This is a genomic window from Lichenibacterium minor (assembly GCF_004137685.1).
GTDB lineage: Bacteria > Pseudomonadota > Alphaproteobacteria > Rhizobiales > Beijerinckiaceae > Lichenihabitans > Lichenihabitans minor.
The window spans coordinates 128,599-152,532 of the sequence record NZ_QYBB01000010.1 but is presented as its reverse complement, the minus strand read 5'-3'; the positions used below and the strand labels follow the sequence as shown (position 1 = coordinate 152,532).

Here is a 23,934-nt window from a genome sequence, read left to right as displayed (position 1 = left end):
CCAAGCACCTCCTGCACCAGCAGCGACAGGCCACCGATCCCCTTGCGCATGTCGGTGTGGCCCGTCGCCAGCCACACCTTGGTGCCGCTCGGCAGCGGGATCATCGCCGATCCAGGGCGTCGAGAACGCGCCGCAGCGCGTCGCCATCGACATCAGGGCCCACGCGCAGGCGGCGCCCCTGCGACAGCTCGATCTCGATCAGCCCGGCCGACCGCCTCGGGCGCGGCACGCTCGGTGCCATCGGGGCCGGAAGCGCGGGGACGGGAGCCACGATCTCGACCGGAACCAACGCCGGAACGCCCCGTCCCAGCAGGCCGTCGCGCGCCAGGCGTCGCCATCCAAACACCAGGCTTGCACTCACCGCGTTGCGCCTGGCCACCTCGGCCACCCGCGCTCCCGGAACCAGGGTCTCCTCGATGATCCGGGCCTTCTCATCGTCCGACCACTGACGCCGGCGCTCGACCCCGCTCAGAACCTCGACCCGCATCGACCTGATGACCTTTAGGCTAGCCGTAAGCCCGTAAAGTCGGCCGCGGGCCAGTCATCCCGCAAGGCGGTCTTCGTCGGACGCGTACATGGGATGTCCGCGTGGATCCGGTCAGGGATGGACTCGAGTCCCACGACCCCGGCTCCAGGATACGGGTTGAGTGCCCCTCACGGCCTTTGCCCAAAGTGTGACGGAGCACCAACTCGGCCTCTGACCGGGCAGCGGCAAATCCGGTGACGGCGATGCCTTCATCCCCGTCGTCCCCTCGATCGTAGGGGGCGCGAGAAATTCGGCGGCGGTCAGGAAAAATGGGAAAGCCCGGCTCGTGATTTTCCGCCCGGGACGCCACCGGCTCCGATCGCCCGAAAGCGCTTATATCGGACCGACGGGCTCCGCCTTCGTTTTCGGCGGCGTCCGCCACAATCGTTGAGGTCGAGGGCTGGGCGGTCTGTCGAGAGAGCGCTCTTCCGGCGGTGACGCGCTCCCGCGCGAAGCCCCTACAGGCGTTCGTGCAGGACGTGCCGAGCGGGATCGGTCCTCCCCGATCCCCGAGCCGCCACGTCCCGTCCCAAAGAGGGCGTGACGAAAGCCGGAAGGGCGCTCCCCGGATACGCGGTGTCGAACCTGCCCAGACCCGTGTATCGTTTGCCGAGTCGGCCCGGCCGGACTTCATCGGAAGCCTCATGCGGCTCACCTTCAACCGCCTCTTCGATGTTGAGGGCATCACGCCTGACCGAGTCCAGCTCGTGCGGCACCAGGACGCCCGGGCCGGGACGACGACGTCGCCGTACGCCCTTTGGGTCGACCGCGACCCCGGCTTCGAGCTGTACCAAGCCATCCAGGCTCGGCCGGTCTTCCGGACCGACAAGGGCAGCCTGATCGCCAGCTTCGTCGTGACGCCCGCGGCGGAGACGTTGTTTGCTGGGCTGTATGGGATCCACGGCGTCGGCACCGCCGCGCCGGGAACTCTCGACCCGGTCGGGGGCCACGACGTCAGCGGCATCAATCTGTACGACCTCAGCCCCGATCCGCGGCTCGCCTTCTACATCGGCAAGGTCGTGATCGAGTGGGGCACCGGCTATCGTTCGTGGGTGCAGCGGGCGCACAAGCAGGACAAGGAGGTTGTGGAGGTCCGGCGCGAGTTCCGCGAGGAACGATTTCCCGGCTTCGTCGAGTTCGAGGCCACCTTGTCGGAGGTGGCCCGGTTGCCCCGGGGATGGCGGGCTATCCTGTCCTCGTCGCGAGGCGTCTACCTTCTGACGTGCCCGCGGACCCGCGAACAGTACGTCGGCTCGGCCACGGGGGAGGGCGGCTTCGTGGCTCGGTGGGAGCAGCACGCGGCCAAGGGAGGCGACGCGGTCAAGTTCCGGAGCCGGGAGCCGTCTGACTACTCCGTCACAGTCCTTGAGGTCGCTGGCTCGACGGCGACGACCCACGACGTCCAGGTCGCCGAGCAGCGGTGGATCCGCAAGCTCCGGTCGGTCGACATGGGGCTGAACGGCAACCCCGGCGGCCAAGCTATCTGACCCCGCGTTCAAAAGCTCGCCAGGGCTGCCTCGTCGAGAGTGACCTCTTCGACCACCCTCACCTTAACCCCGACCCCGTGCGCCTTGAGGAGATCGCAGAGCGCGTCGCCGTCGACGAGGTCGATGGCCGGCGCCCCATCGCGGGTCGCTTCGCGCCGCGCGTCGGCCGTGAATGCCCCGGTGGTCAGGATCAGCCCCTTGTCGGCGCGTCCGACCATCGCCCCGCGGAAGTCACGCACGGTCGAGGCGCCCACGGAGCCCTTCCACCGCCTGCATTGAAAGATGACCTGGAAGGAGAGCAGGTTCATCCGGAGCACGCCGGTGCCGTCGATGCCGCCGTCCCCGGTTTTCCCGGTGACCTCGACGCGGGTGAAGCCCGCCTCGCGGAGGAGGCGCTGGCACAGGCGTTCGAAGGCAGAGGGATGTATGTCGCCCAACGCCACGAGGAGTCGCTCCCGCCACCCCGGAGCATTCTGGTCCGAGGTCGAGGCTTCATCGCCCCCCGGAGGGGCATCTTCAACGAGAGGAGCACCTTTCCGGAGCGCGTAGCTCGCCTGACGCACCCGCCGCACGAGCCCGGGCTCGTCGCCGCCTCCGAGCGCCGCCCGCCCCTCTCCCGTCAGCGCCCACACCCCTCGTCCGCTGTTCTCGACGAGGCCGGCGTTCTTCAGCCAGCTCCGGGCCCAGGCGCACCGGTAATCGACCTTCGGGAGCGGCCCCTCCTTGTGTATGTAGGCCCGCACGTCGGCCGGTAGGGCGAGCACCTCCGCGACGCGGTCGTTGATCTCGTCATTCGAGGCGGAGCCGCCCAGGCTGTCGAGGGCCTTGAGCATGGGCACGAAGAGGTCCGGAACGCGGGGTACCTGACCGACATCGACCGGCATGGGTGAGGCCTCCGAAGCGAGGATGCAGCCGTCGACGGCGCCCTCCCAGCCTTCATCGTCGTTCCTGAGATGCACGGCAACTCTGGATGTAGCCGAGAGTGCATCCTCAGCACCTATTCAAATCCACGGGGGGTAAGGGGGGAGGCGCAGCAGCGCCCCTCTCCACCGACCTCCCGAGACAACTGCCTATGCTGCCTTCCGATGGGCCGCCGGCCCCTTGGGGACCGGGAGCAGCCCCAGGGGGCCGAGATCGACCTGTCTGATCTCCGGGAGAACCCGCCCCGTCCCCGGCACCTTCATCGAGATGGTACCCGGACGAGGCCCGACGGCTGAGGTCGACGGCGGTGGAGGGTCAGTTGGTCTTCGTCCTGGAAATCTCAAGAATTTGGAGGGGGTTGGCCGTAACGCTCTTCCGGTTCTGGACGGTTTCCACTCCGGATTTGTCAGACAGCCCGTCCTTCGTCCAGCCCCGGATGGATGTCGCCGTCGCCGCCGGCCTGTCTATTTCGACAATCAGCCGGTTCGAGCCTTCACACCCCCCATGGCCTCCGCACGGTCGAGGTACGTCTCGACGAGGAAGGACGCGACGGCCCCGGCGGTGTTGACGGCGAGCTTGGCGTGCCGCTCCGAGGGCTTGACTGGCATTTTGGCACCGGGAGCGTGCGCGTCGGAGAACCGGTTCCGGAGCGTGCCGATCCCGTTGACCAAGTTCATGGCGCCGCCGAGGATGGCCTTGATCGGCTCCTCGACGTGTTGATCTGGAGCCAGGCGGAGCGCCTTCGCGACCGCCCCGTACAGCTTCGGGAGGTCGTCCTTCTCTGCATGTGGAAGGCCGAGTTCGTTGAGGATGCGCTTGCACACGGTCTCCAGCAGCGTTCGCGCGACCGTTATCGCCCCCTCGGGGTCGAAGGTCACCAGCGCGTCTGAGGTCATGTCGTCGCTCGGGGCGCGGCCTCGCCCTTCGAGGTAGTCCACCAACGGCGTGAACGCCTCGGAGATAATCTGCCGGCGCTCTGCCCACTTACCCGATCGACCCTTGATGAATGGCCAGAAGGCGCCGAGGCTCCGGTTCGTCCGGACGAACGAGGGCAGGAGCGGCTTCAATCGGTCGTCGGCGAGCAGTTCGCGCCGAAGAGCTTCGTACATGGGGCCATCGTCGGATCCGCCCGTCGCGGCGGCCGTGAGAATGCCCTCGATCATCGTGACCTGATCGATCCGCGTCTCCGGCATGTCGTCCATGGAGGCCCTCGCGCGACCTCCCCTTCATCGGACAGGCCGGACTGCCTTCCTACCATCGCGGGTTGAGCACGCCAAAGGCCTGCACTTGAACCACATCCGGTCCCAAGGCCATCGCGGGGAGCGTCGGCCCACCACTCCAGCTACCAATCGACCGTCAACCGGCCGCCCCGGGCCTCGATGGGCAAGGCCTCAAGACGTCATGGCGGGGTGTTCACCAGGGAAGGCGAAAGGCCACTCCCGGGCTCCGAGGACAGCCTTCATCATCCGCAGGGACATCGTTCACCCCCGAGCCCGGAAAACGACCCACGCTGACTGTGGGGAGACGGGCACGGCTTCGTTGAGGGCCAGGGGACATCCGCAAACACCCGGACAGGGCGCGAACGGGTCCCAGCACACCCCCAGACGCGGTCGTTCCGCGCGCGAAATGTGTGGCAAGGGCGGGGACCCGCGAGCGAGCCCATGACGCCTCGGTGGTAGCATTCCGGCCGTCCGTTCGACCGGGTAACGCTCATGCTCAGCAAGATTCTCGCCGCCTTCGGCTTCGGCTGGCGCCGTCTCGGCGATGCCAGCACCTTCTCGTGGATCCTCCCCGCGACATGGGGCGCCGCCGTGGGCGCCGCCGACAGCATCGCCACGGCCCTCGTCTCGGCCGCCTGTAAGGTGCCGCCCGACCTCTGGATCCCGCTCGCCGCCTCGGTGGCCTTGCTCGTCCTCGCGGCCGGTCAACCAGTTCTACGTCATTCGGGAGCATCGTCACGGTCAGGGCATGACGGCGCCAACTCCCGCGCTTGAGATCCACTTCGACCCGTCCAATCCCGCCAAACGGTTCTGGTCATTCGAGTCACCCCGTGACAGGGACGGCAATCAGCAACCCGACATCTTCCACGAGTATCGAGTCGCGGTCTTCAACCCGACCGCCGGCACGGTCCGCAGCTTCGGCGTGACTGTCGAGAGCCTCGGCCTGTCTGGCCTCCGGCCCTTCGACGCGTGGTTCGACAAGGACAGGTCTGCACGCCGGGACATCCACCCCGGCTGTTTCGAGTTGGTGCCCGTGTTGCGGTGGCCTCATCCCGCGCGACAACCCGGCATGGTCGCCGAGCCGTCATCCCTCATCGGCTACGGCCCATTGCTCGTCACGGCGAGCGCCGACGACGTGGCGCCCGCCACACGGCAGTTTGGCTCAGCTCGGAGCGCGAGCCGATGCTGTTCGACTCGCTCACCCCGCAGGAGGAGGAGCGCGCGAGGGCGTCACTCACGCTGCTTTGAGAACGAGGCCGACCCCCCCCCCCACAACCCCACCCCAGGCAGCGGGTTCAGCGCCCGAAAGGACGTCCGCCCAAAGTGTGACGGCGGCGTCACCGGTCTTGGCCGAAGACAGCACCGGATCCAGCGTCGATGACGTCTCTCTCCCTTCGTCCCGGGCTTCCCCTTGGACGATCGAGGGCGCGAGAAAAATACGGATCCCGTCGAGAAAATATGAAAGCCGAGACCCCGAATTTCCGCGGGGTGCGCGTGTGGTATTTGAATACCACAACGCGCATATCCGAGCGGACCGGCCCGCCTTCGCTTGGGTCGACGCCCGCCACAATCTTTAGGGTAGAGGTAGGATCGTCCAGGACAGGAGCGGCTTCCCCGGTGGGCACCTCGCGCGTGGACCCCTCCAAGCGTTCGTCCGGGATGCGCCGAGCGGGGGCGGTCCTCCCCGAACCCCGAGCCGCCATGTGGCTCCCAACAAGCCCGTGGCGAGACCAGAAGAGCCGCTTGAGGACGCCCGAGCTTCCCATGCGCTTCCCAATCAGCTTGTTTGGGAAGCAGCTCCCCCTGCAAACGTACGCTAAGTGCCTGAATTTGTTTGGTGCCGCAAGAGGGATTCGAACCCCCGACCCCCTCATTACGAATGAGGTGCTCTACCAGCTGAGCTATTGCGGCGACCGTTCCCCGAGGCGTTATCGAGGGCGTGGTCCTTGTAGCAGGTCGGGCCGCCGTGTCCAGCGAAACTCGCGACGGATGGCGCGCGGGGCGTCGAAGACCGGTTCCATCGGACCCGCCGCTGGCCTACAATCGCGCCATGGATCAGGACAGGCCGCGCCAGCATCACGACATCGGGGGCGTCCCGGGCTTCATGTGCCGCGAGGTCGATACCGAGCCGCACGCGCTGTCCGACTTCGACCGCGAAGTCGACGCGCTGCGGCAGCTCCTCGGCGCCAAGCGCATCATGTCGGTCGACGAGCTGCGCCGCGGCATCGAAGCCATCCCCGAGGCCGAGTACCATCGCCTGTCCTACTACCAGCGCTGGATCCGGGCGATCGCCGACAACCTCCTGCGCTCGGGCACCGTCACCGAAGCCGAGCTCGCCGCGGCACTCGACCGCGTGGGCGGCACGGCGGGGGGCGGGGTCGCGTGAGCGGCGGGTTCGACGCGGGGGCCCCGGTGCGGGTGCGCGACGCCTGGCCCGAGCGCTTCGGCACCGTGCACCAGCGAACGCCGCACTACCTGCGCGGGCGGGAAGGCCGCGTCCTGCGACGCCTCGGCGCCTTTCCCAACCCGGAAGGCCTCGCCTTCGGGGCGCCGGCCCCGGTCGTGCCGCTCTACCACGTCGCCTTCGCGGCATCGGCGCTGTGGCCCGACGCGGCGGGGGACGGCGACCTGCTGGTGGAGATCTACGAACATTGGCTGGAGTCCACCCCATGAGCGTTCCGTCGTGAGCGACCCGTGTTGAGCCTCCTCGAAGCCGACGGCGGGCGGCTGCTCGGCGCCCTGCGGCTGCTCCTGGCCGAGAAGGGCGTCGTCACGCCGGAGGAGATCGCCGAGCGCATCGCCCTCACCGAACAGGCGTCGCCGCGCCGCGGGGCCGCCCTGGTGGCCCGCGCCTGGTGCGACCCCGGCTTCCGCGCCCTGCTGCTCGCGGACGGCACCGCCGCCGCCGAAAGCCTCGGCATCGCCATGCGCGGCCTGCCGCCGCTCGGCGTGCTGGAGAACACCGCGGAACTGCATCACCTCGTGGTCTGCACCCTGTGCTCGTGCTACCCGCGCGCCGTGCTGGGCTACCCGCCCTTCTGGTTCAAATCCGCCGCCTACCGGGCGCGCGCCGTGCGCGACCCGCGCGGGCTGCTGGCGGAATGGAACACCGTCCTCCCGGAAGGGCAGCGGATCCGCGTGGTCGATTCCACGGCCGACTACCGCTGGATGGTGCTGCCGCGCCGGCCCGCCGGGACCGACGGCTGGGACGAGGAGCGGCTGGCCGCCCTGCTCGACGAGGGACACCTCATCGGCGTCACCGTGCCGGCGGCCGCGGGAGCGGGCGCGTGACCGATCCGGACACCGGCCCACGGGGCGAGCTGATGGTCCGCACCGTCGCCATGCCGGCGGACACCAACGCCAACGGCGACATCTTCGGCGGGTGGGTGATGTCGCAGATGGACCTCGCGGGGGGCATCGCCGGCGTCGACAGGGCGCGGGGCCGCGTCGTCACCGTGGCGGTCGACGGCATGACCTTCATCAGCCCGGTGAAGATCGGCGACGTGCTCTGCGTCTACGCCGAGGTCGAGCGGGTGGGGCGCACCTCCATGCGCATCCTGGTGGAAGCCTGGGCGCGGCGCTTCCGCACCGCGGGGCGCGACAAGGTGACGGCCGCCACCTTCACCTTCGTGGCCATCGACGACGAAGGCCGCCCCCGGCCCGTGCCGCCGACCTGACGCGCGGCCCGGCTTCACGAGATCTCCTCCGGCTTCACGAGATCTCCTGGATCAGCTTGCGCACCAGCGCCCGTCCGAAGCTGTCGAAGTCCTCGGCCACGGCCACGAAGCTGTCGAGGCCGCCCGCCACGTTCCTGCGGTAGTAGCTCTGCAGCCCGCCCGGCGGGTGCGTGTGGGCCACCAGATAGGCGGGCCCCGACGCGTCGCTGAGGATCACGATGCCGTTGATGGCCGTGACGCCCCGCGCCAGGGCGGCGTCCCGCGCGCCGCCGATATCGCTGCCGCCGTTGCTGTCCCCGTCGCCCGACACGTCGATGACGCGCCGCTCGGCCGCGAACGGCGCTTCGGCGAAGAGCGCGGCCGAGAAGTCCAGCGCCGAGCCGATCGCGGTGCGGTCCGAGAAGGAGCGCGGCGCCGTCGCCACGGCGAGGCCGAAGCCCCGCGCTTCCTCGGCCCCGCCGATCCCCGTCCACGGGATCACCAGCTTCTGCGACTGGCTGCCGGACCATTCCACGAAGCTCACCGCGATGCGGCCGCGCGGCCCCGCCGCTATCGCGCGGAGCACCTCGGGGTCCGCCATGGCGCTGGCATAGCCCTTGCGCTGCAGCTCGTATTTCTCGTCGGTGATGGAATGCGACACGTCCGCGGCCAGCACCAGCATCAGGTCGACCGCGGCGGGCTCCGCCGCCCCGCCCCGCCCCACCCCCAGCGCGGCCCCGCCGAGCAGCGCCGCCACCCCGTTCAGGACCGTCCGCCGCTCCATCGCCGCCTCCCGCCGATGACCGATGCGACAGGAGAGGACGGATGGGGGGCGCCGTCAATGGCCGCGCGCGGCGGCCACCTCGCCGCCGCCGGGGCACGGGTCCTTCGCGCCGCGCCCCGGAGGGCGCCGAAGGGGTCGCGCTTCGGACACCGCGCTCACAGCACCGCCAGCATGCCGCCGTCGACGTAGACGATCTGGCCGTTGACGTAGTCCGACGCGCGCGATGCCAGGAACACCGCGGCGCCCACCAGTTCCTCGGGCCGGCCCCAGCGCTTCGCCGGCGTGCGGCCGATCACCCAATCGTTGAAGGCCGGGTCGTCGACGAGCGCCCGGTTCATGTCGGTCAGCATGTAGCCCGGGCCGATGGCGTTGGCCTGGATGCCGTGGCGCGCCCATTCGGCCGTCATGGCCTGCGTCAGCATCTTGATGCCGCCCTTGGCCACCGTGTAGGGCGCCACCGTGGCGCGCGCCGCGGCGCTGGTCAGCGAACCGATGTTGACGATCTTGCCGGCGCCGCGCGGGATCATCCGCCGCGCCGCTTCGCGCCCCACCACGAAGGCGCTCGTCAGGTTGGTGTCGATGACGCGCCGCCAATCGGCCGTGTCGAGCTCCACCAGGGGGCGCCGCAGCTGGATGCCGGCGTTGTTGACCAGCACGTCGACGGCGATGCCCTCGGCGTCGAGCCGGGCGAAGGCCGCCGCCACGGCGGCCTCGTCGGTGACGTCGAAGGGCGCCTCGTGCACCTCGTGGCCGGCGGCCCGCAGCGCGGCGGCGGCTTCGGCGAGCCGCCCCGCGTCGACGCCGTTGAGCACCAGCGCGGCGCCGGCCTCGGCCAGCCCCTGCGCCATGGCGCGGCCGAGGCCCCGGGAGGAGCCGGTGACGAGCGCGGTGCGCCCGCCGAGATCGAACAGGCCCGGCACCGTCACGGCTCCGACCGCCGCAGGGTGAGGTCGGGACGCTCGAACACCGCCGGGAGGAGTTCCGTGCCGAGCCCCGGGCCTTCCAGGGGCAGGACGAAACCGTCCTCGATGGCCGGCATCACCGTCACGAGCTCCCGGTACCAGCCCGTGTAGAAGGCCCGCACGCTTTCCTGGATCAGCGTGTTGGGCTGGGAGAAGGAAGCGTGGATGCCGGCCACGAAGCCCACCGGGCCGACGCAATCGTGCGGCGCGAAGGGGCGGTGGTAGGTGTCGGCCAGGGCCGCGATCTTGCGGCCCTCGGTCAGCCCGCCCGTCCAGCACAGGTCCGCCATCACGACGTGCACCGCGTCGCGGTCGAGCATGTCCTTGTAGGGGAAGCGCGAGCCCAGCGTTTCGCTGGCGCAGATCCACACGTCGGTCGAGCGCGCGAGTTCGGCCAGCGCCCCGGGCGAGGTCATGCGGATCGGGTCCTCGTACCAGGTCGGCGCGTAGGGCTCGATCCAGCGGGCGAGCTTCTTGGCCATCGGCAGGTTCCACAGCGAATGGAACTCCACCATGATCTCCATCCGGTCGCCCACCGCCCTGCGGATCTTCTCGAAGGGCTCGAGCGCGGCCTTGAGCTCGTCCGTCGTGATCGACATGCCCTCGTTGCGGATCGCCGCCGGGTCGAAGGGCCAGATCTTCATCGCGGTGATGCCCTGTTCGAGCAGGCTTTCCGCCAGGGCGTCGGCGCGGGTCATGAAGCCGCCGAGGTCCTCGTAGGGGCCGGCCGCCTCGGCGGCGCGGTTCCAGTTCGACACGGGCTTGATGTCGTTCGAGCGGACGTAGCCGTAGCCCGCGCAGGTGTTGTAGATCCGCTGCCGCGGCCGGCACAGGCCCCCGAGCATCTGGTGCACGGGCTGGCCGCACACCTTGCCGAAGGCGTCCCACAGCGCGATGTCGATCGCCGACGCGGCGCGGTATTCGACGCCGGTGCTCGCCTGCGCCATCGGCAGGTTCAGCATCTCGCGGTTCAGCGCCTCGATGTGGAGGGGGTTCTTCCCGAGCAGGCGCCCCGCCAGCGTGTCGTGGATGTGGGCCTCGACGGCGCCGGCGCCGTAGAAGGTTTCGCCGAGCCCCACCACCCCGGCATCGGTGTGGACCCGCACCCAGAGCAGGTTGGCGAACTCGGCCGTGCGCAGCGTTTCGATCGCGGTGATCTTCATGGAACCCTTCCGACGGCCGTGAGGCGCTCCGCCAGGCCCGCGACCTCGTCGTCGCGGACGTTGGGAAAGGCGAAGCGCAGGTAGTCCTCCTGCCCGGGGCCGAAGAACGAGCCGGGCAGCGCCAGCACGCCCCCTTCGGCGCAGAGCCGCGCCGCCGCGGCTTCGGCGGTGCCGCCGAACGGGTGGCGGACATAGGCGAAATAGGCGCCGATCGCCGACACCGACCAGCCCGGCGAAGCCGCGACGGCGCGGGCGAACAGCGCCGCGCGGCGGTCCACGGCGGCGCGCGTCGCGGCGCGCCAGCCGCGCGTGCCCTCGACCGCCCAGGCCACGGCGGCCTGGGGGGCGCGGGGCGGGCAGATGGTCACGCAATCGAGCACCTTGGCGACCTCGGCCAGCAGGGCGGGGTCCGCCACGGCGGCGCCGAGGCGGTGGCCCGGCACGGCGTAGCTCTTCGAGAAGGAATAAAGGTGGACCAGCGCGTCCCGCCATCCGTCCTCGGCGAAGAGCCCGTGCGGCCGCACCCGGCCGGCGGGCAGGAAGTCGCGATAGGTTTCGTCGAGCACCAGGGCGATGCCGGTTTCCCGGGCCAGCGCCAGGAAGGCCGACAGCACGTCCGGCGGGTAGGTGGCGCCGGTGGGGTTGTTGGGCGACACCAGCACGATGGCGCGGGTGTTCGGGCCGATGAGGGCCCGCGCGGCCGCGGGCGAGGGCACGAAGCCGTCGTCGGCGCCGGCCGGCAGCGGCACGGCTTCCACGCCCAGCATGTCGAGCGTCATCTTGTGGTTGAAGTACCAGGGCGTCGGCAGGATCACGGCGTCGCCCCGGCCCGCCAGCGCCAGGACGCTCACCGCGAAGGCCTCGTTGCAGCCGGACGTGATGGCGACGTCCTCGGGCCTCACCGCCGCGCCGTAGAGCGCCGACACGTCGGCGGCGAGCGCGGCCCTCAGCGCCGGGTCGCCGGCGATCGGCCCGTAGGCGGCGGAGGCCGGATCGCGGGCCGCGGCGGCGAGGCGCTCCAGCAGCGCGTCAGGCGGCGGCACGCCCGGCACCGCCTGGGCGAGGTCGATCAGCGGGCCGCGCCGCCCGTCGTAGGCGGCCTTCCAGCGCCCCGCCGCGGGGATCGGCGGGGCCGCGGTCGCGGCGAGGAGCGGGTTGACCCTCACGCGAGCGCGCCGGCGCCGGAGGCCGCGACGGCGCACTCGCCGTCCCGCCCGGGGGGCGCGGGGATGCCGGGCGCAGGCGAGGTCCGGAAGGGATGGTGGAAGGCGCGCATGCCGGGCTCCGTCGGATCCGTCGGATCCGTCGGATCCGTCGACGCCCAGGATGGCGCGCGCGGTCGGGCCTGTCCATGCGCGGCCTCGCCGACGCCGCGTGACGGGGGCGGCGGATCGCGCCATGATGGGCGCCGGCCCGGTCGATCGGAAGGACGGATGCATGGCGGACGGCGACGCTGAAACGATCCGGATCGGCACGGCGCGGCTCACGGCGGAGATCGCCCTGCGCGGGGCCGAACTCGTGCGGCTGCGGGACGAGGCGGGCCGCGACCTCCTGTGGGACGGAAACCCGGCCTTTTGGTCCGGCCGCTCGCCGATCCTGTTCCCGATCGTCGGCCGCCTGAAGGACGATCGGTCGAGCGTCGACGGCGCCTCGTACCCCATGCGGCAGCACGGCATCGCCCGCACCGCGGCGTTCTCGCCCGTCGAAACGGGCGCGGACGCCTGCCGCCTGCGCCTCACGGCGGACGAGGCCACGCGGCGCGCCTATCCCTTCGATTTCACCCTCGACCTCGACTACCGGATCGAAGGGGCGACCCTCACGCTCGCCGGCACCGTGCGCAACGCCGGCGCGGTCGCGATGCCGGCGTCCTTCGGGTTCCACCCGGCCTTCCGCCGCCCCCTGCCCTACGGCGCCGATCCCGCCGACCACGTCGTCACCTTCGCGGCGGACGAGCCGGAGCCCATCGCCGCCGTCGAGGGCGGCCTGCTGTCCGAGCGGCGCGAGCCGTCGCCGGTGCGGGGTCGGAGGCTCGACCTCGGGCCTCACCTGTTCGACGCGGACGCGCTCGTGTTTCTCGCCCCGCGGAGCCGCTCGGTGCATTATGGGCCGCCTGTCGGGCGGGGCCTGCGCGTGGATTTCCCCGACATGCCGCAGCTCGGCATCTGGTCGAAGCCCGGCGCGCCGTTCCTGTGCATCGAGCCCTGGTCGGGGTATGCCAGCCCGGTCGGCTTCGACGGGCCATTGGCCGAGAAGCCGGGCATGACGATCCTGGCGCCGGGCGAAGCGCGCGTCTTCTCCATGTCGGTGACGCTCGACGCCCCCTGACGGCGGCTGCAGGGTCGAACCTCGCAGCCGCGATCGGACCCGCCCGGTGCGGGGCCGGCCTCTCGCGGCAGGGCGTTCGGGCGTGACGGCAGGCTCGGGGCCACGGTCCCGGGCGTCTGTTTCGGAACCCGATCCGCCGGAGGAGGGATGTCGAAGCGTCGTCGACACGACGACGTCGCGGCACGAGCTTGGGAAGCGGCGCGCGAGGTCCGGGTCATCGGCGTCGAAGCGTCCCCGCGGCTTCCACCTTCGTGGGCGCGGGCGCTACCCGCCACCGTCGATTGGCCCGGCTCATCGTCAGGTCGACCACCCGACCGGTCCGCGTCGGACGCCGACCGCCGCGGGCCGGGCTGGTCCGGACCGGGGCGACGGCCTCCTCAGACGTCGAGGTTGGCGACCGACAGGGCGTTCTCCTGGATGAACTCGCGGCGGGGTTCGACAACGTCGCCCATGAGCTTCACGAACATGTCGTCGGCCTCGTCGACCTCCTTGATCTTCACCTGGAGCAGCGACCGCGCGTTGCGGTCGAGCGTGGTTTCCCAAAGCTGCTCGGGGTTCATCTCGCCCAGGCCCTTGTAGCGCTGGATCTGGGTGATGCCCTTCGAGCCCGCCGCCATCACGGCCTCGACGAGGTCCGTCGGCCCCGCCACGGCGGTCGAATCCGAGCCGCGGACGAAGGCCGCCGGGCGGTCGTAGAGCTCGATAAGCGAGGGGCCAAGCTCGTCGAGGCGGCGCGCTTCGGCCGAGGCGAGCAGCCCGCCGTCGAGGACCGCCGCCTCCTTCACGCCGCGCACGACGCGGGTGAACACGAAGCCGTCGTTGCCGATGTCGCCCTGCCAGCCGCGCTCGGTTTCCTCGGCCAGCGCGTTGAGCCGCCGCGCCACGTCCTCGGCGACCCTCAGCGCTTCCGCGTCGCCGAGCACCGACAGCGGCTTCAGGGCGCCGGCGACGGCCGCCTGCTCGACCACGCCGCGGTCGTAGCGGGAATGGAGCTGCGCCAGCACGGCGCGCACCAGCCGCGCCTGCTCGATGGCGGTGCGGAGGTCGCCCCGCGCGCGCTCCTCGCCGGAGCCGAGGCGCAGCACCGCCCCATCGATGCCGTTGTCGGTGAGGTAGTCCTCCTTGGCGCGCTCGTCCTTCAGGTACTGTTCGGACTTGCCGCGCTTCACCTTGTAGAGCGGCGGCTGGGCGATGAAGATGTGCCCGCGCTCGATCAGCGCCGGCATCTGGCGGAAGAAGAACGTCAATAGCAGCGTGCGGATGTGGGAGCCGTCGACGTCGGCGTCCGTCATGATGATGATCTTGTGGTAGCGCAGCTTGTCGGCGTTGAAGTCCTCGCGGCCGATGCCGGTGCCGAGCGCGGTGATCAGCGTGCCGATCTCCTGGGACGACAGCATCTTGTCGAAGCGCGCGCGCTCGACGTTGAGGATCTTGCCGCGCAGCGGCAGCACGGCCTGGAACTCGCGGTTGCGGCCCTGCTTGGCGGAACCGCCGGCGGAATCGCCCTCCACGAGGAAGATCTCCGCGAGGGCGGGGTCGCGCTCCTGGCAGTCGGCGAGCTTGCCGGGGAGGTTGGCGACGTCGAGCACGCCCTTGCGCCGCGTCAGCTCGCGCGCCTTCTTGGCCGCCTCGCGGGCCGCGGCGGCCTCGGCCACCTTGCCGGCGATGACCTTCGCGTCGGCGGGGTGCTCCTCGAACCAGCGGCCCAGCGTCTCGTTGACGATGCTCTCGACGACGGGCCGCACCTCGGACGAGACCAGCTTGTCCTTGGTCTGCGACGAGAACTTCGGGTCCGGCACCTTCACCGACAGCACGCAGGTCAGGCCTTCGCGGCAGTCGTCGCCGGTGACGTCGACCTTCTCCTTCTTGGAGATGCCGGAGCGCTCGGCGTAGCCGGTCACCTGGCGCGTGAGGGCGCCGCGGAAGCCCGCCATGTGGGTGCCGCCGTCGCGCTGCGGGATGTTGTTGGTGAAGGGCAGCACGTTCTCGTGGTAGCTGTCGTTCCACCACAGCGCGACCTCGACGGTCATGCCGTCCTTCTCGCCCTTCATCAGGATGGGGGCGGCGATCAGCGCCGCCTTGGTGCGGTCGAGGTAGCGGACGAAGGCTTCGAGGCCCCCCTCGTAATAGAGCTCCTCGCGCTTCACCTCGGGGCGGCGCGCGTCCGTCAGCACGATGCGGACGCCGGAGTTGAGGAAGGCCAGCTCGCGCAGCCGATGCTCGACGGTGCCGTAATCGAACTCGGTCCTGGTGAAGGTCTCGTGCGAGGGCCAGAAGGTCACGGCGGTGCCGCGCTTAGGCCGCCCGCGCTCGTCCTCGCCGGCCGGGCCGACGACGCGCAGCGGATACACGGAGTCGCCGTGGGCGAACTCGATCTCGTGTTCGGAGCCGTCGCGCCAGATGCGCAGCTCCAGCTTGATCGACAGGGCGTTGACGACCGACACGCCGACGCCGTGCAGGCCGCCCGACACCTTGTAGGAGTTCTGGTCGAACTTACCGCCCGCATGCAGCTGAGTCATGATGACCTCGGCGGCCGAGATCCCTTCCTCGGTGTGGATGCCGGTCGGGATGCCGCGGCCGTTGTCGGTGACGGACACCGACCCGTCCGCGTTGAGCGTCACGGTGACGAGGTCGGCGTGGCCCGCCAGCGCCTCGTCGATGGCGTTGTCCACCACCTCGTAGATCATGTGGTGCAGGCCGGAACCGTCGTCCGTGTCGCCGATATACATGCCGGGGCGCTTGCGCACCGCGTCGAGGCCGCGCAGCACCTTGATCGAATCGGCGCCATAGGCGTTCGGCTCGGGCGGGGCTGACGGGACGGGCGATTGGGACATCGGACTCGACTTTCTCCGACCGGCCGATGGGCCGGCCAGGACCGCATGCGGGACGCCGCGGCGCGGCATCGGGATCACACTCCATATAATGGCGCGGCAGCCTTGATGAAAGGCAAAGAGGGCCGGCCGGCCTAACGCCCCGCCGCGCCGTCGAGCAGCGGCAGCACCGCTTCGCCGCCCGCCATCTGCGGGTTCGACGGCGCGAACCCGTCCTGAGCTTCCCGGGCCGCCACGATGGCGCGGGCGTCGGCGAAGGCCGCCGGCAGCGACGCGTCCCGGCGGAGCGCCTGGTTGAAGAGCGCATCGCCGAAATAGGTCCAGTGCGCCTCGGGCTGGCAGCCGAAGGACGGGTGCGTGCTGTCGGCCGCCGTCATCACCAGCGTGTCGGGACCGGCCAGCGCCGTGTAGGTGCCGGCATAGCAGGCGGACACGATCAGCACGCGGTGCCGGAACGGGCTCGCGTCGAGGATGGCGCGCAGCCGGTCGGGCGGCACGATGTCGATGCGGCCCCCGCCCTTGTCGGCCATGCCGTCCGGCGACCCGTGGGTGGTCAGCAGCAGGATCAGCACGTCGCGGGTCGGGTCGACGCCGCGCGCGGCGGCCTTCAGCGCCGCGGCGATGCCGGCGGGCCCGTTCACCATGGCGCGCGCCGTGTTGGAGCGCACCACCACCGGCCCGCCGTGGCCGTAGCGCCCGGACAGCACCTGGGCGGCGCCCTCGGCCTCGGACCGGAACACGGGGTCGCTCCACAGCGCGAGCGCCACGACCGCCGCCTTGGCGGGCGCGGCCGAGGCGGCGGCGGCCATGGCCGGCGGCATCGCGGCGAGCGGCAGGAGTGCGAGAACCGCGACGGCGCGGCGGAGGACGGCGTTGGCCATGAGGATTCCGGGCTCCGGGACGCTTCGGCCCGGCGACCCTAGCACGTCGCCCGCGCGCGCCGCCTCCGACGGCGGGGTCGCACCCGGGCGTCCCCGGAAAAGCCGCGAAAACAGGCCTGGGCCGTTCTTGACACCATCCCGGTGCTGGTTTCTATGAACCCGCCCAGCGGAATGGGGCACGCCCGTGCCTTTTTCGCGATGAAACACGTCCCGAGCCTCGCGGCCCGGCGGCGCGACGTTCGGGCCGCGGCGGGGAGGGACACCGATCATGGCGAACCCTCCCGACGACGACGCGGCCATGAAGGCCCGCCTGAAGGAGCTGTCCGGCGCGCTCGACAGCCACCGCAAGGCGGCCGCGGCGCCGAAGGTCGCGGCCGGAGCCCCCTCCCCGAACGGGATGGGCCAGGCCATGAGCCTGGGCTTCCGGGTGATGTCGGAATTCGTCGCCGCCGTGGTGGTGGGCGGGTTCATCGGCTGGGCGATCGACCGGTGGCTGGGCATCTCGCCCGCCGCCCTCATCGTGTTCGGGGCCCTCGGCACCGTCGCGGGGTTCTGGAACGTGTACCGCATCGCCGCGCAGCCCACCGGGCCGCGGCGCGACAGCGGACGGTGAAGACGGGGCGGCCCCTGGGCCGCAGGATCGGACGGGGGGCCCCGCGAGGGGCGCCGACAGCGAAGAGGTTTGGACGTGGCTGAGCAGGCAATCAACCCGATCGAGCAGTTCAACGTCTCGCCGCTGTTCTCGTCGCACAAGCTCGGGCACACGGACATCGCCTTCACCAACGCGTCGCTGCTGATGGTCATCATCCTCGGCCTGGTGTCGCTGCTGATGATCTACGGCACGTCGCGCCGCTCGCTGGTTCCGGGGCGGCTCCAGGCCGCGGCCGAGATGAGCTACGAGTTCGTGGCCGACACGGTGCGGGGCACGGCCGGCAACGAGGGAATGCGCTTCTTCCCCTTCGTGTTCAGCCTGTTCATGTTCGTGCTCTTCGCCAACCTGCTCGGCCTGCTGCCCTTCTCCTACACCGTCACGAGCCAGATCGTCGTCACCTTCGCCCTGGCGGCGCTCGTGATGCTGGTCGTCATCGGCTACGGGCTGTTCCGCCACGGCACGCATTTCCTCGGGCTCTTCGCCCCCTCGGGCGTGGCGAAGCCGATCCTGCCCTTCATCGTGCTGATCGAGATCATCTCGTTCCTGTCGCGGCCGATCTCGCTCAGCGTCCGGCTTTTCGCCAACATGCTGGCCGGGCACATCACCCTGAAGGTGTTCGGCGGCTTCGTGGTGCTGCTGCTGGGCTCCGGCACCGCCGCGGCGCTGATCGCGCCCCTGCCCTTCATCGGCATCATCATCCTCACCGCTTTTGAGCTGCTCGTGGCCGCCCTGCAGGCCTACGTGTTCGCCATCCTGACTTGCGTCTACCTCAACGACGCAATCCATCCGGGCCACTGATAATTACCCAACAACAAACGTCGCCCGACCCCACCCAGAAAGAGAGCATCCCATGGATCCCGTCCAGGCCCAGCTTCACATGGCCGACGCCTACATGAACGCCGCCAAGTACATCGGCGCCGGTCTCGCCGCCATCGGCATGGGCGCCGCCGCCATCGGCGTCGGCACCATCTTCGGCAACTTCCTGTCGGGCGCGCTGCGCAACCCGTCGGCCGCCGACGGCCAGTTCGGCCGCGCCTTCATCGGCGCCGCCCTCGCCGAAGGCCTGGGCATCTTCGCCTTCCTCGTGGCGATCCTGCTGCTCTTTGTGAAGTGATGCTCGACCGCCGCGGGGATCCCCCGCGGCGGTTCCCCGTCCCGGCCCGCGCCGGGGCGTCACGCCGGCGCAGAACCGCCGACCCCGCCCGCGCCCCGACCCCGGAACCGACATGGCCGTCGCCGAACAGAACCTCGCCAACGCCTCCGACCTCGCCACGGGATCGGCCGCCTTCCCGCCGTTCGAGAGCTCGACCTACCTGTCGCAGATCTTCTGGCTGGTGATCATCTTCGGCCTCCTCTACTGGCTGATGTCGACGGTGGCCCTGCCGCGCGTCGGCGCGATCCTGGAGAACCGGCGCAGCCGCATCGAGGGCGACCTCGCCGACGCGTCGCGCATGCAGGAACAGGCCACCGCGGCCGGCGCCGCCTACGACACCAAGCTCGCCGACGCCAAGGGGCGCGCCCAGGCCCTGGCCCAGAGGACCCACGAGGAGCTCCTCGCCGCCGACGACGCCAAGCGCCACGCGCTCGAGGACGAGCTCAACGCCAAGATGGCCGCGGCCGAGCGCCAGATCGGCGACACCAAGACCCGCGCCATGGGCAACGTGCAGGGCATCGCCCGCGACGCCGCCGCCGCCATCGTCGAACACCTGACCGGCAAGCCGGCCGACCCGCAGGCGGTCGACGCCGCCATCGCCGCGTCGAAGATCTGAGGAGCCCGCCATGGACGCTGAATTCTGGGTCGCCCTCGGCTTCGTCATCTTCGTCGCCGGCCTCGCCTACATCGGGGTGCACGGCAAGCTCGGCGCCGCGCTCGACGACCGGGCCCGCAAGGTGGCGGACGAGCTGGCCTCGGCCAAGCGCCTCCACGACGAGGCCGCCGCCGTGCTCGACAGCTTCAAGCGCAAGGCCCAGGCCGCCGAGGCCGAAGCCGCCGCCATCGTGGCGCAGGCCCGCAAGGAGGCCGAGCTGATGGGCCAGGAGGCCCAGGCGCGCCTCACCGACTACGTCGCGCGCCGCACCAAGCAGGCCGAGCAGAAGATCGCCATGGCGGAAATCCAGGCCACCGCCGACGTGCGCGCCGCCGCGGCCGACGCCGCCGTGAAGGCTGCCGAGATCGTGCTGCGCCGCGACCCGCGCGGCACCGGCGTCAGCGACCTCGCCGGGCGCGAGATCGAGCGGCTGAAGACCCAGTTCCACTGAGGGTCCGCGAACGGGTGCCCGATCGGTCGCGGACGGGCGGAACGTCGCCGGCGCTTCCCATGGGCGCCCGGAAACAAGCCCGATCCCGGCACGAACCGTGACGGGCTCCTGACCCAAATACAGGAAGGCGCCGGCGGATCACCGCCGGCGCCTTTTGTCGTCGGACGTCCCGGGTCCGCGGGGTCCCCGCGGCGCCCCTCAGTTCCGGGCCGCCGGCACCGGCAGGGCGGCGAGCTTGTCGAGCATCGCGTTCACGATGTCGGCGCAGCCCTTGGTGGAATCGTCGTCGGCGCATTTCACGTCCACCACGGCATCGCCGCGCTGGAGGTGGAAGTGGGCGGCGCGGCTCGGCGGCGGGGGCGGCGGCATCATGCCGGGGCCGCCCGGGGCGCCGGGGCCGCGCGGGCCGCCGGGGGGCGGCGGGGGCATGCCGGGGCCGCCCATCGGGCCGGTCTGGCCCGCCGGGGTCGCCTGGGCGGCAGGGGCAGCGCCGGGGGCGGTCTGGGCCCAGGCGGTCTGGGACAGGCCGGCGGGGATCAGCAGCGCCAGTCCGGCGGCGGCGAGAAGCAGTCTGCGCATCGTGTCATCCTCTTGGGTTCGGCGCCCGGGACCCTCCCGGCTCCGACCCGCGTTCCGGGTCGGCGGCGGCGCCGATGGCCGTCCTTCTAGGCCCGGCCCCAGGACGGGCCCTGAACCCGGCGGTTCAGGTTCGGTTCAACCGGCGCCCCTATCCCGGCCCTCCCCTCCCATAAGGAAACCCGTCCCATGCGCGTGCTCCTGGTCGAAGACGACGCCGAGCTCGCCGCGGGCGTCGCGGCCGTCCTGAAGCGCGAGCATTTCGCCGTCGACATCGCGCGCAACGGCGAGGACGCCCAGCACCTCGGCGAAACGGAAAGCTTCGACGCCGCCGTGCTCGACCTCGGGCTGCCGAAGGTCGACGGCATCGCGGTGCTCAAGTCCTGGCGCAAGGCCGGCCGCAAGCTGCCCGTGCTGGTGCTCACGGCGCGCGACGGCTGGTCCGACAAGGTCGAGGGCTTCAAGGCCGGCGCCGACGACTACCTCACGAAGCCGTTCCGCGTCGACGAGGTGGTGTTGCGCCTCCGCGCGCTGATCCGCCGCTCGGAAGGTCATGCGGAGTCGCGCATCGTCTGCGGGCCGCTCACCTTCGACGCGCAGCTCGGGACCTTCGAGCTCGACGGGCTGCCGCTGCGCCTGACCGGCCTCGAATGGCGGGTGCTCGCCTGCCTGACGCTGCGCAAGGAGGTGGTGGTGGAGCGCGCGAACCTGATCGAGCGCGTCTACGACGGCGACGCCGAGGTGGACTCGAACTCCGTGGAGGTCATCGTGGCGCGGCTGCGCCGCAAGATCGGCCACGACCGGATCGAAACGGTGCGGGGCCGCGGCTACCGCCTCACGGCTTCGGGCTCGTGAAGCCCCCGCGGCCGAAGCCGCCGGCCCGCAGGCACCGGTCCCTGCGGGCCCGCCTGGCGACAGGCGCCGTGGTGCTGGTGGTCGGGGCCGTGGTGGCGACCGGCCTCGTCGACGCGCTGACGCTGCGCCGCTTCATGGAAGCGCAGATCGACAGCCGGCTCGACACGCAGATCAACACCGTGACGGCGGCCCTGGGCGTCGCGCCGGACGGGCGGCCGACGCTCCGCCACGACGTCGAAGGCCCGCCGTTCGACCGGCCGGGCTCCGGCTGGTTCTGGGAAGTGCTGTCCGGGTCGGAGGTCGTGGCACGCTCCGGGTCCCTCATGCCCCGGGGCAGCCTTCCGCCCCCGCCGCCCGAGGCGCGCGACGGCGAGCCCCCGGCGTCGCCCGACCGTCCCCCGGGCCACCCGCGGCCCGGCGTGGCGTCCGGGCCGGACGGGGCGCTGCTGCGGCTGCGGTCGAGCGAGGCGCGGGTCGGGCCGGCGCTCGCCACGGTGCTGGCCGCCGCCCCCCTGGCGGCGCTGACGGACCCTCTGCGCGACGTGCTGGTCAACCTTACCCTCATGCTGGCGCTTCTCGGAGCCGGGCTGGTGGCCGCCGCGCTCGTTCAGGTCCGGGTGGGGCTGGAACCGCTGCGGCGGCTGGAGCGCGACCTCGCCGCCGTGCGGGCCGGCCGGATCGAGCGCATCCCCCCGGGCCAGCCCGCCGAGGTCGCGCCGCTCGTGTCCGAGGTGAACGCGCTGCTCGACGAGAATGCCGAGAACCTGCTGCGCGCCCGCCGCCACGTCGCCAATCTCGCGCACGGGCTGAAGACGCCGCTGGCCACGCTGACGGTGAAGCTCGACGCGCCGGCCGGCGACCCGGACGGGCAGATGAGGCGGCTCGTCGAGCAGATGGACCGGCGCATCCGCCACCATCTCGGCCGGGCGCGGGCGGCGGCGCTCGGCGGCCCGTCGCGCGCCCGCACGGCGCTGGCGCCGCGCGTCGAGGACCTGGCGGCGGCGCTGCCCAAGATCTACGCCGACCGCCGCATCGCCTGCGACACGTCGGTGCCGGCCGACGTTTCGCTCGGCTGCGACGCGCAGGACGTCGACGAGATGATGGGCAACCTGATGGACAACGCCTTCAAGTGGGCGGGCTCGCGCGTGCGCGTGGCGGCGCGTGCCGAAGGGCGCCAGGCGATCGTGACGGTGGAGGACGACGGCCCCGGCCTGTCGGACAGCGCCATGCCGGAAGCGCTCCGCCCCGGCCGGCGGCTCGACGAGGCGGCGCCCGGCCACGGCTTCGGGCTGCCGATCGCCCGGGAGCTGGCGGAGCTGTCCGGCGGTGGGCTGGCGCTGGGGCGGTCCGGCCTGGGCGGGCTGAAGGTCGAGCTGACGCTGCCGCTGGCCGAAGGGTGAGCGGGCCGGTCCATGGCTGCGATCCGGGGCGGGTGGCCCCTCGTCCGCCTCGCAAAGGTGTGGATTTCCGCCCCGCTTGGCACGATGTTCGCGTGCATGCGGAGGGATCGCGGCGCGAGCGCAGCGCCGTGACGCGGCATCGGTGGAGGTGGGGGCAATGGCCAGACCCGTGGTCGGCATCATCGGGAACGGCCACATGGTCGAGGACCGCTACAACGCGCAGCTCGTGGCACGGGCCAACATGAAGGCGGTGGCGGAAACCGCCGGGGCCTTGCCGCTGATGTTCGCCGGCACACCCGACATCACCGACCTCGGGGCGCTGATGGAGGCCGTCGACGGCATCCTGCTCACGGGCGCGCGCGCCAACGTCCACCCCAACCGCTTCGGCGCGGAACACCACCCGAGCCACGAGCCCTACGACCAGGAGCGGGACGCGCTGGCCCTGCCGCTGATCGCCGCCTGCGTGGAGGCCGGCATGCCGGTGTTCGGCATCTGCCGCGGCTTCCAGGAGTTCAACGTCGCCTTCGGGGGCTCGCTCCATCCGGAGATCCGCGAGCTCCCCGGCCGCATGAACCACCGCATGCCGCGCCTGGCGACCGGCGAACCCCACCCCGACCCGGCCGTCATCTTCGCGGACCGACACGACGTCGCGCTGGTGCGGGGCGGCACCTTCGCGGGCCTGCTCGGGCGGGACCACATCCGCGTCAATTCCCTGCACGGCCAGGGGCTGATGGCGATCGGCGAGCGGGTGGTGGTGGAAGGCGTCGCCGAGGACGGCACGGTCGAAGCCCTGCGGATCCGGGACGCCGCCGGCTTCGCCCTGGCCGTCCAGTGGCACGCGGAATACGACCCGCACACCAACCCGGTGAACCGGGCCCTGTTCGAAGAGTTCGGCGGCGCGGTGTCGCGCTTCAAGCGCTCGGCGGACCGCCGGGCGGCCTGACGGCACGCGGCTGGGCGGGACGGCATCCGGCGACGCGTCGAGCGGCACCGGAGCGGGCGTCGGGGCGGCCCCGTCCCACGCCGGTCCTGCCGCGCGAAGGCGGGCCGACCGGCGGTCTCGCGGTTCCGCCCGCCGGGGTCAGAGGTGGAGGCGGGGATACAGCTTGATCAGGCGGTCCCGCTCGGCGTGGTGGATGGCGGAGCCGTGATAGCTGTTCGTCTCGACATCGACGCGGGGCGTGATGGTCGGGATCGCGTCGTCGTTGGCGACGACATGCTCGGCGATGTGGACGACCTGCTCGTGGTATTCGGCGGGGTCGTAGTGAAAAGATTGGTCCATGACGGGGGCTCCCAAGGCCAGGTCGCACGTTCGACCGGGCCGTCGCTGGCCTTTTAGTTAGGTCATTCATGTCTGCGATTGCAGACCCCGGATTTACAAATTATTCTGATGACCGAGATGAGCCTTTCCGATCGCCCGCCGGTCGCGGTCGGCA

27 protein-coding genes and 1 tRNA gene are annotated in these 23,934 nt (G+C 71.4%); 15 read left to right on the top strand and 13 right to left on the bottom strand.

What is annotated here, in order from left to right:
• Together tnpB and tnpA are read right to left on the bottom strand one after the other, a co-directional pair.
• Nucleotides 1–104 (bottom strand): IS66 family insertion sequence element accessory protein TnpB (gene tnpB / locus D3273_RS29610; RefSeq protein WP_165359461.1); only part of this gene is annotated, 104 nt, incomplete at its 3' end.
• A complete protein-coding gene (gene tnpA / locus D3273_RS11390) occupies nt 101–487 on the bottom strand; it encodes an IS66-like element accessory protein TnpA (protein WP_129226564.1) in 387 nt (128 codons plus the stop codon). The genes tnpB and tnpA, both read right to left, overlap by 4 nt.
• A 683-nt stretch (nt 488–1,170) precedes the next feature.
• Between tnpA and D3273_RS11385 the strand changes: the two genes are divergently transcribed.
• Nucleotides 1,171–2,013 (top strand): GIY-YIG nuclease family protein, encoded by an 843-nt coding sequence (locus tag D3273_RS11385; RefSeq protein WP_129226562.1) that lies wholly within the window; start codon nt 1,171–1,173, stop codon nt 2,011–2,013.
• Between the two features lie 8 nt (nt 2,014–2,021).
• Here the strand turns inward: D3273_RS11385 and D3273_RS11380 are convergent, their stop codons facing one another.
• Nucleotides 2,022–2,897, bottom strand: coding sequence for a restriction endonuclease (locus D3273_RS11380; RefSeq protein WP_129226560.1), 876 nt, complete (start codon nt 2,895–2,897; stop codon nt 2,022–2,024).
• Between the two features lie 513 nt (nt 2,898–3,410).
• Nucleotides 3,411–4,136: an abortive infection family protein gene (locus D3273_RS11375; RefSeq protein WP_129226558.1), complete on the bottom strand. Its 726-nt coding sequence runs from the start codon at nt 4,134–4,136 to the stop codon at nt 3,411–3,413.
• A 510-nt stretch (nt 4,137–4,646) separates the two neighbouring features.
• Here D3273_RS11375 and D3273_RS11370 point away from each other — a divergent pair.
• Nucleotides 4,647–4,928, top strand: a complete 282-nt coding sequence (locus D3273_RS11370) for a hypothetical protein (RefSeq protein WP_129226556.1) — start codon at nt 4,647–4,649, stop codon at nt 4,926–4,928.
• Between the two features lie 1,061 nt (nt 4,929–5,989).
• On the opposite strand, the gene D3273_RS11365 is transcribed toward D3273_RS11370, so the two are convergent.
• Nucleotides 5,990–6,065: transfer RNA gene (locus tag D3273_RS11365), tRNA-Thr, on the bottom strand.
• Nucleotides 6,066–6,204: 139 nt separating this feature from the next.
• Between D3273_RS11365 and D3273_RS29605 the strand changes: the two genes are divergently transcribed.
• The 4 genes from D3273_RS29605 to D3273_RS11345 are packed head-to-tail and all read left to right on the top strand — an operon-like array spanning nt 6,205 to nt 7,831.
• Entirely contained in the window at nt 6,205–6,540 is a 336-nt protein-coding gene (locus D3273_RS29605) for an SH3-like domain-containing protein (RefSeq protein WP_129226554.1), read from the top strand.
• Entirely contained in the window at nt 6,537–6,827 is a 291-nt protein-coding gene (locus D3273_RS29600; RefSeq protein ID WP_165359460.1) for an SH3-like domain-containing protein, read from the top strand. Before D3273_RS29605 ends, D3273_RS29600 begins: the two co-directional genes overlap by 4 nt.
• Before the next feature lie 24 nt (nt 6,828–6,851).
• Nucleotides 6,852–7,445: a nitrile hydratase subunit alpha gene (locus D3273_RS11350; RefSeq protein WP_129226552.1), complete on the top strand. Its 594-nt coding sequence runs from the start codon at nt 6,852–6,854 to the stop codon at nt 7,443–7,445.
• A gap of 32 nt (nt 7,446–7,477) precedes the next feature.
• On the top strand, nt 7,478–7,831 hold the full coding sequence (locus D3273_RS11345) for an acyl-CoA thioesterase (RefSeq protein ID WP_129226597.1): 354 nt from the start codon (nt 7,478–7,480) through the stop codon (nt 7,829–7,831).
• Between the two features lie 34 nt (nt 7,832–7,865).
• On the opposite strand, the gene D3273_RS11340 is transcribed toward D3273_RS11345, so the two are convergent.
• The 4 genes from D3273_RS11340 to D3273_RS11325 form a co-directional block, all read right to left on the bottom strand.
• Nucleotides 7,866–8,594 carry a DUF1194 domain-containing protein gene (locus tag D3273_RS11340; protein ID WP_129226551.1) on the bottom strand — a complete coding sequence of 243 codons (729 nt, stop codon included), beginning with the start codon at nt 8,592–8,594 and terminating at the stop codon, nt 7,866–7,868.
• Between the two features lie 155 nt (nt 8,595–8,749).
• Nucleotides 8,750–9,520: an SDR family oxidoreductase gene (locus D3273_RS11335; RefSeq protein WP_129226549.1), complete on the bottom strand. Its 771-nt coding sequence runs from the start codon at nt 9,518–9,520 to the stop codon at nt 8,750–8,752.
• Nucleotides 9,517–10,719 carry a mandelate racemase/muconate lactonizing enzyme family protein gene (locus tag D3273_RS11330; RefSeq protein WP_129226547.1) on the bottom strand — a complete coding sequence of 401 codons (1,203 nt, stop codon included), beginning with the start codon at nt 10,717–10,719 and terminating at the stop codon, nt 9,517–9,519. Before D3273_RS11330 ends, D3273_RS11335 begins: the two co-directional genes overlap by 4 nt.
• Nucleotides 10,716–11,885 (bottom strand): aminotransferase, encoded by a 1,170-nt coding sequence (locus tag D3273_RS11325; RefSeq protein WP_245501113.1) that lies wholly within the window; start codon nt 11,883–11,885, stop codon nt 10,716–10,718. Before D3273_RS11325 ends, D3273_RS11330 begins: the two co-directional genes overlap by 4 nt.
• 271 nt (nt 11,886–12,156) lie before the next feature.
• On the opposite strand from D3273_RS11325, the gene D3273_RS11320 reads away from it, so the two are divergent.
• Nucleotides 12,157–13,044 (top strand): aldose 1-epimerase family protein, encoded by an 888-nt coding sequence (locus tag D3273_RS11320; RefSeq protein WP_129226543.1) that lies wholly within the window; start codon nt 12,157–12,159, stop codon nt 13,042–13,044.
• A gap of 377 nt (nt 13,045–13,421) precedes the next feature.
• On the opposite strand, the gene gyrB is transcribed toward D3273_RS11320, so the two are convergent.
• Both gyrB and D3273_RS11310 read right to left on the bottom strand, forming a co-directional pair.
• Nucleotides 13,422–15,878 carry a DNA topoisomerase (ATP-hydrolyzing) subunit B gene (gyrB, locus tag D3273_RS11315; RefSeq protein ID WP_129226541.1) on the bottom strand — a complete coding sequence of 819 codons (2,457 nt, stop codon included), beginning with the start codon at nt 15,876–15,878 and terminating at the stop codon, nt 13,422–13,424.
• Nucleotides 15,879–16,009: 131 nt separating this feature from the next.
• Entirely contained in the window at nt 16,010–16,756 is a 747-nt protein-coding gene (locus D3273_RS11310) for a C13 family peptidase (RefSeq protein WP_245501112.1), read from the bottom strand.
• Nucleotides 16,757–17,024: 268 nt separating this feature from the next.
• On the opposite strand from D3273_RS11310, the gene D3273_RS11305 reads away from it, so the two are divergent.
• The 5 genes from D3273_RS11305 (at nt 17,025) to D3273_RS11285 (ending at nt 19,667) form a co-directional block, all read left to right on the top strand.
• Nucleotides 17,025–17,369: an AtpZ/AtpI family protein gene (locus D3273_RS11305; RefSeq protein ID WP_129226539.1), complete on the top strand. Its 345-nt coding sequence runs from the start codon at nt 17,025–17,027 to the stop codon at nt 17,367–17,369.
• 75 nt (nt 17,370–17,444) lie between these two features.
• Entirely contained in the window at nt 17,445–18,206 is a 762-nt protein-coding gene (locus D3273_RS11300) for a F0F1 ATP synthase subunit A (protein WP_207210762.1), read from the top strand.
• Nucleotides 18,207–18,258: 52 nt separating this feature from the next.
• A complete protein-coding gene (locus tag D3273_RS11295; protein WP_245501111.1) occupies nt 18,259–18,522 on the top strand; it encodes a F0F1 ATP synthase subunit C in 264 nt (87 codons plus the stop codon).
• A gap of 112 nt (nt 18,523–18,634) precedes the next feature.
• Nucleotides 18,635–19,177: a F0F1 ATP synthase subunit B family protein gene (locus D3273_RS11290; RefSeq protein ID WP_129226537.1), complete on the top strand. Its 543-nt coding sequence runs from the start codon at nt 18,635–18,637 to the stop codon at nt 19,175–19,177.
• A gap of 10 nt (nt 19,178–19,187) precedes the next feature.
• Nucleotides 19,188–19,667 (top strand): F0F1 ATP synthase subunit B family protein, encoded by a 480-nt coding sequence (locus D3273_RS11285; RefSeq protein WP_129226535.1) that lies wholly within the window; start codon nt 19,188–19,190, stop codon nt 19,665–19,667.
• 198 nt (nt 19,668–19,865) lie between these two features.
• On the opposite strand, the gene D3273_RS11280 is transcribed toward D3273_RS11285, so the two are convergent.
• A complete protein-coding gene (locus tag D3273_RS11280; protein ID WP_129226533.1) occupies nt 19,866–20,246 on the bottom strand; it encodes a hypothetical protein in 381 nt (126 codons plus the stop codon).
• Between the two features lie 186 nt (nt 20,247–20,432).
• Between D3273_RS11280 and D3273_RS11275 the strand changes: the two genes are divergently transcribed.
• The 3 genes from D3273_RS11275 (at nt 20,433) to D3273_RS11265 (ending at nt 23,441) form a co-directional block, all read left to right on the top strand.
• Nucleotides 20,433–21,098, top strand: a complete 666-nt coding sequence (locus D3273_RS11275) for a response regulator (RefSeq protein ID WP_129226531.1) — start codon at nt 20,433–20,435, stop codon at nt 21,096–21,098.
• Entirely contained in the window at nt 21,095–22,498 is a 1,404-nt protein-coding gene (locus D3273_RS11270; RefSeq protein ID WP_129226529.1) for a sensor histidine kinase, read from the top strand. Before D3273_RS11275 ends, D3273_RS11270 begins: the two co-directional genes overlap by 4 nt.
• Before the next feature lie 157 nt (nt 22,499–22,655).
• Entirely contained in the window at nt 22,656–23,441 is a 786-nt protein-coding gene (locus tag D3273_RS11265) for a gamma-glutamyl-gamma-aminobutyrate hydrolase family protein (protein ID WP_129226527.1), read from the top strand.
• Nucleotides 23,442–23,579: 138 nt separating this feature from the next.
• Here the strand turns inward: D3273_RS11265 and D3273_RS11260 are convergent, their stop codons facing one another.
• Nucleotides 23,580–23,780 (bottom strand): hypothetical protein, encoded by a 201-nt coding sequence (locus D3273_RS11260; protein ID WP_129226525.1) that lies wholly within the window; start codon nt 23,778–23,780, stop codon nt 23,580–23,582.
• Nucleotides 23,781–23,934 lie beyond the last annotated feature (154 nt).